An 8846-nucleotide genomic window follows, 5' to 3' on the forward strand; every position below is an offset into this window, starting at 1 on the left:
GGGCTCGGCGATCGGCCTGTTGCTGTGGTGGTACGTCCCGCACATGGTCCCGGCCGGGTCCGACTGGGGCTTCGTGGTCTCCGTCGCCGCGGGCACCGTCTTCGGCATCCTGCTCGCCGGCTTCGTCCCGCTCGGCGCGATCATGCCCGCCATCGCCCCCAAGGAGAAGGGCGCCGCGATGGCCATGTACACGACCGCCGCGGGCGGCGCGACGTTCCTCGGCAGCTCGGTCGTCGCGATCGTCTACCCGTGGGGCGGCAACGTCGGCGTGGTCTGGGCGTTCGTGCTGCTGTATGCCTGCGCCTTCACCATGACCTTCTTCCTCAAGGTCCACCAGCCGCGCCTGCACGGCCCCGTCCTGGACGACTGACCCCGGTCGCGGCACCGTCAGTCCTCGGAACCCCACGGAAGGAACCCCGATGTCCACCAGCACAGACCTCTTCGATCTCAGCGGCACCGTCGCCCTCGTCACCGGAGGCGCGAAGGGCCTGGGCCTCGCCATGGCCAAGGGCCTCGCCGATCACGGCAGCGACATCGCGCTCGCCGACATCGACGACTCGACCGGCGAGAAGGCCGCCGCAGAGCTGTCGGAGGCGACCGGCCGCACCGTCCGCTACTACCACTGCAATGTCATGGACCCCGCCGAGGTCGACGCGCTCGTGGACCGGGTCGTCGCCGACCTCGGGCAGATCGACACCCTGCTCAACAACGCGGGGCGCACGATCCACCAGCCCCTCGAGGAGGTCACCGAGGAGAACTGGCGGGCCGTCATGGGGCTGAACCTCGACGCCGTCTTCCACGTCATGCAGTCCGTGGCGCGCCACATGCTCGAGCGGGGCAGCGGCAGCATCATCAACACCGGCTCCATGAGCGGCATCATCGCGAACATCCCGCAGAAGCAGGCCTCCTACAACGCCTCGAAGGCGGCCGTCCACAACCTCACCCGCTCCGCGGCCTGCGAGTGGGCCGAGCGGGGGCTGCGCGTGAACGCGATCGCTCCGGGCTACATGCGCACGGAGCTCACCCGCGGGTTCTACGAGGAGGGTGGCCCGCAGATCGACCAGTGGAACCTCATGACGCCGATGAAGCGGCCGGGCGAGCCCCATGAGCTCGCGGGCGCCGCGGTCTTCCTCGCCTCGCAGGCGTCCACCTTCGTCACGGGCTCGATCCTCAGCGTCGACGGCGGCTACACCGCCGCCTGAGGCGGCGGCCGTCGGCCCCGAGCACACCTCCTGATCCGTTCCTCCCTCGCAGAGAGCAGACCACCTCATGACCTACCTGTTCGATGATCCGAAGAAGTTCCCGGCCGCCGCGGTCGAGGGACTCGTCGCCGCCCATCCCGAGGAGCTCACGCAGGTCCACGGCGGCGTGGTGCGCCGGAATGCGACGCCCGAGGGGCAGGTCGCGCTCGTCGTCGGCGGCGGCTCGGGCCACTACCCGGCCTTCGCCGGCTGGGTCGGCCCGGGCTTCGCCCACGGCGCCCCGTGCGGCAACATCTTCTCCTCGCCCTCCTCCGACCAGGTGTACTCGGTCGCGCGCAACGCCGAGAACGGCGGCGGCGTGATCCTCGGCTTCGGCAACTACGCGGGCGACGTCCTGCACTTCGGCGTCGCCGCGGAGAAGCTGCGCGCCGAGGGCGTGGACGTGCGCATCGTCAAGGTCAGCGACGACATCGCCTCGAACTCCGAGGAGAACCACCGCGACCGCCGCGGCATCGCCGGCGACCTCGTCGTCTTCAAGGTCGCGGGCGCCGCGATCCAGGCCGGCGCGGACATCGCCGAGGCCGAGCGCCTCGCCTGGAAGGCGAACGACGCCACGCGCTCCCTCGGCGTCGCCTTCGACGGGTGCACGATCCCCGGGGCCGACGAGGCCCTGTTCCACGTGCCCGAGGGGAAGATGGCCATCGGCCTGGGCATCCACGGCGAGCCCGGCATCGACGAGGTCGACATGCCCAGCGCCGAGGACCTCGCCCGGCGCCTGGTCGACGGCGTCCTCGCCGAGACCCCCGAGCTCGACTCGACGCGGGCCGCCGTGGTCCTCAACGGCCTGGGCACCGTGAAGTACGAGGAGCTGTTCGTCGTCTACGCGCACGTGGCGCGGATGCTCGGCGAGGCGGGGCTGACGATCGTGCGCCCCGAGGTCGGCGAGCACGTCACCAGCCTCGACATGGCCGGGCTGTCCCTGACGGTCATGCGCCTGGACGAGGAGCTCGAGGAGCTCTGGCTCGCCCCGGCCGACACCCCCGCCTTCCGCCGCGGAGCGGTCGTCGACGGTCCGGCCGGCGAGGAGCGCGGCGAGATCTACACCCCGGGCGAGGACCCCATCCCCGAGGCGTCCGAGGACTCCCGCGGCAGTGCGGCGCGGATCGTCGAGATCCTCGCGGACCTGCAGGAGAAGCTCGAGGAGTGGGAGCCCGAGCTCGGGAAGATGGACGCCGTCGCCGGCGACGGCGACCACGGGCAGGGCATGGTGCTCGGCGTGCGCGCCGCCCGTGCCGCCGCGGAGAAGGCGGCCGACGGAGGCGCGGGCGCCCGCACCGTCCTCGTCCAGGGCGGCTCCGCCTGGTCCGCCGAGGCCGGCGGGACCTCCGGCGCCCTCTGGGGCGCCGCGCTCACGAGCCTCGGCAGCGCGCTCGCGGACGACACCGCGGTCACCCCCGAGCAGCTCGTGGCCGGGATCGTGCAGGCCATCGAGGCCGTCGAGCGCCTGGGCGGCGCGAAGGTCGGCGACAAGACGATGGTCGACGCGATGGTGCCCTTCCGGGAGTCCCTCGAGTCGGCCGGCACCCCGTCGGACCTCGCGGCCGCAGGGGCCGCGATCTCCACCGCGGCCGAGGCGGCGGCCGAGGCCGCCGAGGGCACAAGCGACATCGCCGCCCACCTGGGCCGCGCCCGCGTGCTCGGCGACAAGTCCGTGGGCACCCCCGACCCAGGCGCCGTCTCGTTCTCGCGGATCGTCGCCCGCCTCGGCGAGCAGCTCGCCTGAGCACGGCGGGCCCGGGCCGTCGGGCGGACGGGCCGGCGGTCCGTCGGATCTCACGGGACCGTCGCCCCGCGGCGCACGGATAATCGTCCCGAACCCCCTACCCCGCATCACGAGCAGGAACAGGAGCAGAACATGGCACTGAGGATCGTCGTCGGCGGAGACAACGCCGGATTCGGATACAAGGAAGAGTTCAAGAAGGTCCTCGAGGCCGATGAGCGCGTGGAGTCCGTGACCGACGTGGGCGTCACCGGCCGTGAGGACGGCACGTACTACCCGAACGTCGCGGTCGAGGCCGCCGAGCTCGTCGCCGCGGGCGACGCGGACCGTGCGCTGCTGGTGTGCGGGACCGGTCTGGGCGTCGCGATCGCGGCGAACAAGGTCACGGGCATCCGCGCGGTGACCGCGCACGATCTGTACTCGGTGCAGCGTTCGGTGCTGTCGAACAATGCGCAGGTGCTGTGCATGGGCGAGCGCGTGATCGGGCTGGAGTCCGCGAAGGCCCTGGTCGATGTGTGGCTGGATCTGGAGTTCGACCCGAACTCGTCGTCTGCCGCGAAGGTCGACGCGATCTGCGCCTACGACGGGTCCCTCGAGGAGAACTGACGCGCGGAGGCCCGCCCCGCCGCCCGGCGCCCCGGCGCCTGATCGATGGCCAGGTTCTCTGGCAGGATCGTCCGATTCCTGTCAGAGAACCTGGCCATCGTCGTTCCGGGCGAGGGGGTGGGGGAGCGACGGTTCGGGTGCGTGGGTGCGTGGGTGCGTGGGTGCGTGGGTGCGTGAGTGCGCAGGGATGAGGAGCCGTCGGCCCGGGACCTGTGGTCCACATCGCCCGGGCGTCCGCCCGCGGGGCCGACGAGCTTAGGGTGACCTGACCTGTGCTCGATCCCGGCACGGGACCCGTGAACGGAGCACCATGCCCGCAGATCCCACCCGGCCCGTCGGCGTCCTCACGACCGACGCCGCGACCGCGCCCGCTACCGACGCCGCACCCCGGTCCGCCGTCGGCGCCCCCTCGACCGGGCCCGCCGGTCCCCGCGAGGCGCGCCGGGTCACCTGGGCCTCGCTCGTCGGCACCTCGCTCGAGCAGTTCGACTTCTACCTGTTCGCGTACTTCTCCGCGTTCTTCGTGGGCCCGCTGTTCTTCGAGCCGCTGGGCCCGGCCGGGGCGACCCTCGCCTCCTTCAGCACGATCGCCGTGAGCTTCGTGATCCGGCCGCTCGGCGCGATCGCGTTCGGCCACATGGGCGACCGGCTCGGCCGGCGCGCGACCCTGCTGTGGACCGTCGGGATCATGGGCGTCGCCACCGGCCTCATCGGCCTGCTGCCCTCCTACGCGCAGGCCGGCTGGCTGGGCGCGATCGGCCTCGTGGTGCTGCGCCTGGCCCAGGGCCTCTCGCTCGGCGGGGAGTGGGGCGGCTCGGTGCTGCTGGCCGCCGAGCACGCGAAGCCCCTGCGCCGCGCGCTGTACGCGGCGATCCCGCAGCTGGGATCACCGGTCGGCTCGATCCTCTCGGCCGCCGTGTACCTCGTGCTGATCGCCGCCGTGCCCGAGGCCGCGATCGCCGCCTGGGCCTGGCGGGTGCCGTTCCTGCTCGCGTTCCCGCTGCTGCTGGTCTCGCTCTACCTGCGGATGCGCGTCGACGAGACGCCCGTCTTCACCCGGCTGAGGTCCGACGGCTCGCGCGACCGCATCCCCGTGCTCGACATGCTGCGCTCGCGGCCGCTCGCCCTGGGGACCGCGGTGCTCGCGGCGCTGCTGGGCATCGGCTCGTACTCCCTGATGAACACCTACACCATGAACTACGGGGCCGAGCAGCTGGGCTACCCGTTCCTGCAGCTGCTGACGGCGACCACGATCGGCTCGCTCCTGCAGCTGGTGACGATCCCGCTGTTCGGCCTGCTCGCCACGCGCATCGGCTCGGCGCGCGTGGTGGGCATCGGAGCGCTCGGCACCGCGCTCATCGCCCTGCCGATGTACGCGCTGCTGCCCTCGGCGACCTTCGGGGTGCTCGTCGCGATGATGGTGATCGGCGGGATCCTGCCCACCATGTCGTGGGCGGCGCTCGGCGGGCTCATGAACGACCTCTTCGAGGGGCGCTTCCGGTACTCGGCGCTGTCCTTCGCCTACGCGATCGCCGCGACCCTCAGCGGCTTCATCCCCCTGCTCACCGCGGCGCTGGGCGGCGCCACCGGCCAGGCCTGGTGGCACCCCGCGCTCGTGCTCATCGTCCTGAGCCTCGCGACGCTGGTGGGGGCGCTCGGCGCACGACGGGCAGGTGCGTCCTCGGGCCGCTCGGGTCTGTGAGGATGGCGCCATGAACGAGCTGCTCCCCGATGCCGTCTACTTCGCCTCCCTCCCGAAGGTCATCACCTCGGGCGCGGTGATCCTGCGCGACGAGCGCGGCCGCGTGCTCATCGAGAAGCCGAACTACCGCGACCACTGGCTGCTGCCCGGCGGAGGCGTCGACCCGGGGGAGGACGCCCGCGCGTGCGCCCACCGCGAGGTGCGCGAGGAGCTCGGCCTGGACCTCCCCATCGGCCGTCTGCTCGCCGTGCACTGGATGCCCTCGCGCGCACGGGTCGGCGCTCCGATGGGCGCGCACTTCCTGTTCGACGCGGGCGTCGTCCCGGCTGCGCGTCTGGAGGCCGACGTGGTCCCGCAGGCCGCGGAGCTGGACGACTGGATGCTCGCGGAGGAGGATGAGCTGGACCTGCTCGGTCCGTGGGGCGCGTCACGCGCACGGCGGGGACTCGCCGTGCTGCGCGGAGACAGCGAGGTCGATCTGCTCGCTCCGTGATCACACCGCTGTGACCAGGAGGAGCCGCGCGCGATCGCGAGACGTCTCACAGGTGTCGCGGCCGTCCTGAGCCGGGGACGGCGGGGGCGTTCCGGTGACGCGGGCCTCCTTCTCCCGCTACCGTGCTGGGCACCCCTGTCCCTGTCCCCGATCAGAACGGCACGGCTATGGACCTCACGTTCAAGCTGATCGCGCTCGCGATCTACTTCCTCGCGATGCTCGGCATCGGCTTCTACGCCTTCCGCAGGACCAAGGGCGGCGACGAGTACATCCTCGGCGGGCGCCAGCTGCACCCCTTCACCGCGGCGCTGTCCGCGGGCGCCTCCGACATGTCCGGCTGGCTCCTCATGGGCCTGCCGGGCGCGCTCTACATGAGCGGCCTGGTCGAAGCGTGGCTCGCCGTCGGCCTCACCGTCGGCGCAGCCCTGAACTGGATCTTCGTCGCGCCCCGACTGCGCCAGTACACGCAGATCGCCGACGACTCCCTCACGGTCCCGAGCTTCTTCGGCAACCGCCTGTTCGACCGCACCCGCGCCCTGCGCATCGTGGCCGGGCTCGTGATCCTGGTGTTCTTCACCTTCTACGTCTCCTCCGGCATGGTCTCCGGCGGCGTCTTCTTCCAGTCCTTCTTCGGCGGGCCGTACCTCGTCGGGATGCTGCTGGTCGCGGGCGTCACCGTGCTGTACACCCTGTTCGGCGGCTTCCTCGGCGCGACCTACACGGACGTGGTCCAGGGCATGATCATGCTGGTCGCCCTCATCGTGGTCCCGACGGTCGCGATGTTCTCCGTGGGCGGCCCTGCCGAGATGTTCGAGTCCGTGCGCCAGGTCAACGCCGACTTCGCCTCGATGACCAGCGGCGCGACCGCCATCGGCGTGATCTCCTCGCTCGCCTGGGGCCTGGGCTACTTCGGCCAGCCCCACATCATCGTGCGCTTCATGGCGCTGCGCTCCTCGCGCGACGCCAAGTACGGCGCGACCTTCGGCGTGGCCTGGATGATCGTCTGCGTGCTCGGTGCGATCTTCACGGCCCTCGCGGGCCTCGCCTACTTCCAGCAGAACGGCGACGCCCTGCTCACCGACAAGACCAACGGCGAGTCCGTGTTCCTGGACCTCGCGCAGATCATGTTCCACCCGCTGCTCGCGGGCATCCTGCTCGCCGCGGTGCTCGCGGCGATCATGTCCACGATGTCGAGCCAGCTCGTGGTCACGAGCTCCGCACTCATCGAGGACATCGTGGGCGCGTTCAACCGCTCGATCGGCCCCTCCGCCAAGCTCTGGGGCGGACGCATCGGCGTGCTGGCGATCTCCCTGATCGCTGCCATCCTCGCGCTCGATCCGAAGAGCTCGATCCTGGACCTGGTGTCCTTCGCCTGGGCAGGATTCGGCGCGGCCTTCGGGCCCGTCGTGCTGCTGTGCCTGTTCTGGCGCCGCCTGACGATGCCCGCTGCGCTCGCCGGCATGATCGTCGGCGCGCTCGTGGCGTTCTGGTGGGGCGGTGTCTTCACCGCGGAGGCCCCGGACGTCGCCTGGAAGCTCTTCCCGAGCGGTGACACCTACCTGCACCTCTACGAGATCATCCCGGGCTTCGTGCTGAACCTGCTGGTCGCGGTCGTGGTCTCGCTCCTGACGCCGGCGCCGCCCGCCCAGGCGCGAGAGCAGTTCGACGAGATGGTCGGCTCGCTCAAGACGGGCACCATCGCGCAGAAGCCGGCCGACGAGGCCCCGGAGGCCGCGCCGAGCGTCTGACGCCCGGTCCGGTCCGGTCCGGCCCGGTCCCGACCGGCCCGGTCTCCGGCCCGACGGCCCATCGCGCGAGGGCGCCGCATCCGTCCAGGATGCGGCGCCCTCGTGCATCCAGGGGCAGGGGCTGCGCGGCTCCTCAGTCGGCGACGCGCTCCACGAAGGCGACGATCTCGTCCGCGACCTCGTCGCGGATCTCGGGCTCGTTGTGCACCTCGTGGCGGTAGCCCGTGTACACGCGGGTGGTGACATCGCGCGTCCCCGACTCGGCCAGCGCGGTCGCCACGGCGTACGGGCCCTCGCCGAAGCCGCCCACCGGGTCCTGATCGCCCGCGAGGATCAGCACGGGCAGGGCGGTCGGGATGCGCGCCGCCCACCCGGGCGCGTTCGCCTCGTCGTAGATCCCCACGAAATCGCGGACGAAGCGCAGGGACATGGGCGTGCCGAAGCCGTTGAGCGGGTCGGACCCGTGGTCGCGCACGACGTCGCGGTCGCGCGCGACCCAGTCCGTCGGCCCGCGCACGTCGTCATAGCGGTCCAGGAAGCCCTCGAAGAGGCTCGGCAGGAAGGATTCGCCGCTGCTCGCGCCGTCGCCCGCGCCGATCGCCCGGTCCAGGGCGTGGCGGTCGAACGTCCGCATCGAGCTCATCTCGGCCGCGATCCCGCCGAGCACCAGGGCGGCCAGGCCCTGCGGGTGGCGGGCGGCCTGCGCGCGGGCGATCATCGAGCCCCAGCTGTGGCCGTAGACGACGTACGGCAGCGCGGGGAACATCGCGGTGACCTTCTCGCGGAGGGTCTCCTCGTCGGCGATCACGGTCTCCAGACCGTCCTCGCCGGTGTCCGCCCAGACGCCCGAGGCGACGGCCGTGGCCCCGTGGCCGGCATGGTCGTCGGCCGCGACCACGAACCCCGCGTCCAGGAGGCGCGCGATGAGCCGCTGGTAGCGCCGCGAGTGCTCGCCGAGCCCGTGCTCGATCTGCACGACGGCGCGCGCGGGCACCACGGGGACGTGGATCCAGGCGCGGATCTCGTCCCGGCCGTTGCGGGAGGGGAACGTGAACTCGTGCAGGGCCATCTCGACTCCTTCGGCGGGCGGTGCAGGTGGGGCCGAGCGTAGCCCGCCGGGGCCGACGGGCACGGGGTCTCGGGTCTCACGTCTCAGGTGACGGGCGTCAGGGCTCAGGGCTCGAGCGTGCGCCGGTGCCGGCCCGCCGCATCAGCACGGGGCTCCTCGGAGCGCTGCTCATGGGAGACCGCGAGCGCCGCGCCGATGGCGGGCTTCGCACCCGCCCAGGCCACGGGGGTGCGGGCGGGCGAGGTC

7 protein-coding genes and 1 pseudogene are annotated in these 8846 nt (G+C 72.2%); 7 read left to right on the top strand and 1 reads right to left on the bottom strand.

Annotation, left to right across the window (positions count from 1 at the left end; all coding sequences use genetic code 11):
- The 7 genes and pseudogenes from MHY49_RS18135 to putP form a co-directional block, all read left to right on the top strand.
- Positions 1–370 (top strand): annotated as a pseudogene (locus tag MHY49_RS18135) (arabinose ABC transporter permease); the annotation flags it as partial.
- Between the two features lie 49 nt (positions 371–419).
- Positions 420–1202, top strand: coding sequence for a glucose 1-dehydrogenase (locus MHY49_RS18140; RefSeq protein WP_239206503.1), 783 nt, complete (start codon positions 420–422; stop codon positions 1200–1202).
- Positions 1203–1269: 67 nt separating this feature from the next.
- Complete coding sequence (locus MHY49_RS18145; protein ID WP_239206505.1) at positions 1270–2985, top strand: dihydroxyacetone kinase family protein; 1716 nt, start codon at positions 1270–1272, stop codon at positions 2983–2985.
- 132 nt (positions 2986–3117) lie between these two features.
- The gene (locus MHY49_RS18150; protein ID WP_239206507.1) at positions 3118–3588 is read left to right on the top strand and encodes a ribose-5-phosphate isomerase; all 471 of its coding nucleotides are present in this window, start codon (positions 3118–3120) and stop codon (positions 3586–3588) included.
- A gap of 310 nt (positions 3589–3898) precedes the next feature.
- On the top strand, positions 3899–5290 hold the full coding sequence (locus MHY49_RS18160) for an MFS transporter (RefSeq protein ID WP_304502689.1): 1392 nt from the start codon (positions 3899–3901) through the stop codon (positions 5288–5290).
- A 10-nt stretch (positions 5291–5300) separates the two neighbouring features.
- Positions 5301–5783 (top strand): NUDIX hydrolase, encoded by a 483-nt coding sequence (locus MHY49_RS18165; RefSeq protein ID WP_239206511.1) that lies wholly within the window; start codon positions 5301–5303, stop codon positions 5781–5783.
- Between the two features lie 167 nt (positions 5784–5950).
- Positions 5951–7531: a sodium/proline symporter PutP gene (gene putP / locus MHY49_RS18170; RefSeq protein ID WP_239206512.1), complete on the top strand. Its 1581-nt coding sequence runs from the start codon at positions 5951–5953 to the stop codon at positions 7529–7531.
- A 133-nt stretch (positions 7532–7664) separates the two neighbouring features.
- Here the strand turns inward: putP and MHY49_RS18175 are convergent, their stop codons facing one another.
- Entirely contained in the window at positions 7665–8600 is a 936-nt protein-coding gene (locus MHY49_RS18175) for an alpha/beta fold hydrolase (RefSeq protein ID WP_239206513.1), read from the bottom strand.
- Positions 8601–8846: the final 246 nt, after the last annotated feature.

Origin of the sequence: Brachybacterium sp. ACRRE, from assembly GCF_022346485.1 — a bacterium.
Classification (GTDB): Bacteria; Actinomycetota; Actinomycetes; order Actinomycetales; family Dermabacteraceae; genus Brachybacterium; species Brachybacterium halotolerans.